The sequence below is a fragment of the Streptomyces sp. UH6 genome, from assembly GCF_013421635.1.
Classification (GTDB): domain Bacteria; phylum Actinomycetota; class Actinomycetes; order Streptomycetales; family Streptomycetaceae; genus Streptomyces; species Streptomyces abyssomicinicus.
Genome location: NZ_JACADT010000843.1, coordinates 1 through 2,508 on the forward strand (window position 1 = coordinate 1; position 2,508 = coordinate 2,508).

General features: G+C 68.9%; 2 protein-coding genes. Both read left to right on the forward strand.

Translation table 11 applies throughout. From position 1 onward, the window contains the following. The first annotated feature begins 908 nt into the window (after positions 1-908). Entirely contained in the window at positions 909-2,039 is a 1,131-nt protein-coding gene (gene dnaN, locus HW445_RS26570) for a DNA polymerase III subunit beta (RefSeq protein ID WP_180223420.1), read from the forward strand. 240 nt (positions 2,040-2,279) lie between these two features. Continuing rightward, a partial coding sequence (locus HW445_RS26575) for an NAD(P)-binding domain-containing protein (RefSeq protein ID WP_257231304.1) occupies positions 2,280-2,508 on the forward strand: 229 nt, incomplete at its 3' end.

The following is a 2,508-nucleotide window of genomic DNA, read 5'->3' on the forward strand; positions in this document are numbered from 1 at the left end:
TCCACCCGGTACGGCAAAGCCTTCCCACGCCCCCTGAGCGCCCCGGAGTTCGTCTCCGGGGCGCTTTTCGTGGCCTGCGACGGTCCACCGCCCCCGGTCGGGGGCGCCCTCGGGACGGGAACACCCGACCATGCCGTTCGACTTGGCGCGGGGTTACGGTCTTCCTCCACAGATTGGGTCACTTTTTCGGATCCACAGCCTGGGGAGACCCAGGTTGTCCAGAATGTGTCCACAGGTAACGCCGGTGATCGCTCATCAGAACTGGTCAGCGCCATGTGGATTCGTGGACGAAGAGTTTCCACAGCCTGTGGACAGTCCAGTGGTCCACAGCCGCCTTGCGGAGTTGTCCACCGGTCACCCACAGGAGCGAGCACCTTGTCCCCAGCGAACCGCCGGTTCTCCACACCGCTGTCCACTGTTCGACAACCTCGGGGCCCCGATCACTGCTCGGAGTGAAAGGCGTCACACGAGGTTGCTGGAGGGGGGTGTGGGAAACCGGGGAAAAGTTGGGGACGCAGCTGGGGAGAAGTCGCCCCTCCCTGTGCATGGGCTGTGCAGAACTTTCGCCCGTCCACAGATACCCCTGGTTGTCCACCGGTTCCACCCACAGGCGCAGTGGATAAAAAACCGAGCCTGACCTGCGAAAACGGGGTTATCCACGGTATCCACAGCCCCTACTACTACTCCCAACCTGAGAGAGCCGGGAATTCGTTTCGAAGCGGGTCCTGTGCACAACTGGGCTCGAGCGGCCCGAGTGGGCTCCTGCTCGACTTGACCCGAGCGGCAACAGCTGTCAGCGGGATGCGTCAGACTGGTCCCCGGTGGTCCTCCCCTCCCGGGGAGCCAGCTACACCACCGACGAAGGCCAGCAGGGCGAGGGACGCCGGCAACAGCAGGAGGCGGCAACGGTGAAGATCCGGGTGGAACGCGACGTACTCGCGGAGGCGGTGGCCTGGGCTGCGCGCAGCCTGCCCGCCCGTCCGCCGGCCCCGGTCCTCGCGGGCCTGCTGCTGAAGGCCGAGGACGGGCAGCTGAGCCTCTCCAGCTTCGACTACGAGGTCTCGGCCCGGGTCTCGGTGGAGGCCGAGGTCGAGGAGGAGGGCACGGTGCTCGTCTCCGGCCGCCTCCTCGCCGACATCTGCCGCGCCCTCCCCAACCGCCCGGTGGAGATCTCCACCGACGGCGTGCGGGCGACGGTGGTCTGCGGCTCGTCCCGGTTCACCCTCCACACCCTCCCTGTGGAGGAGTACCCGGCTCTCCCGCAGATGCCGAACGCCACCGGCACGGTCCCCGGCGAGGTCTTCGCCGCGGCCGCCGCGCAGGTCGCGATCGCCGCGGGCCGTGACGACACCCTGCCGGTGCTGACCGGTGTGCGCATCGAGATCGAGGGCGACACGGTCACCCTGGCCTCCACCGACCGTTACCGCTTCGCGGTCCGCGAGTTCCTGTGGAAGCCGGAGAACCCGGACACCTCCGCCGTCGCCCTGGTGCCCGCCAAGACGCTGCTGGACACCGCCAAGGCGCTGACCGGTGGGGACAACGTCATCCTGGCGCTCTCCGGCTCCGGCAAGGGCGAGGGCCTGATCGGCTTCGAGGGCGCCGGCCGCCGCACCACCACGCGGCTGCTGGAGGGCGACCTCCCGAAGTACCGGACGCTCTTCCCGACCGAGTTCAACAGCGTGGCCACCATCGAGACGGCCCCGTTCGTCGAGGCCGTCAAGCGCGTGGCCCTGGTCGCCGAGCGCAACACCCCGGTCCGGCTCACCTTCGAGCAGGGTGTGCTGATCCTGGAGGCCGGCTCCAGCGACGACGCACAGGCTGTGGAAAAGGTCGACGCCCACCTGGACGGCGACGACATCTCGATCGCCTTCAACCCGACCTTCCTGCTGGACGGACTGAGCGCCATCGACTCCCCGGTCGCCCAGCTGTCCTTCACCACGTCGACCAAGCCGGCGCTGCTCAGCGGCAAGCCGGCGGTGGACGCGGAGGCCGACGAGGCCTACAAGTACCTGATCATGCCGGTCCGCCTCAGCGGCTGACCTGCGGTCTCTCCGCGGTGCATGGGGGCTGCCCCGCGCACCGCGGAGCCGTTTTCCGGCCGGATCCACAGCCTTCGGGCCCGGTCGGGACGGGCGGCGCCGTTCGCGGCACCGCCCCGCACCGGTCGAAGCACTAGGTCAAGGGGCCGCCCATCGGGTGGCGGTGCGGAGCCGGGTTTACGCTCGGACGTGGGTGCCCGAACGCGCCCACACCCCACTCGCAACCAAAGGGAACAACTGATGGAGCTCGGTCTCGTCGGCCTCGGCAAGATGGGCGGCAACATGCGCGAGCGCATTCGCCGCGCCGGCCACACCGTCGTGGGATACGACCGCAACCCGGACGTCGCGGACGTCCACAGCCTGCGTGAGCTTGTGGACAGCCTGCCGGCTCCGCGGGTGGTGTGGGTGATGGTCCCGGCCGGTGCCGCGACCCAGTCCACCATCGACGAACTGGGTGAGCTCCTCGAGC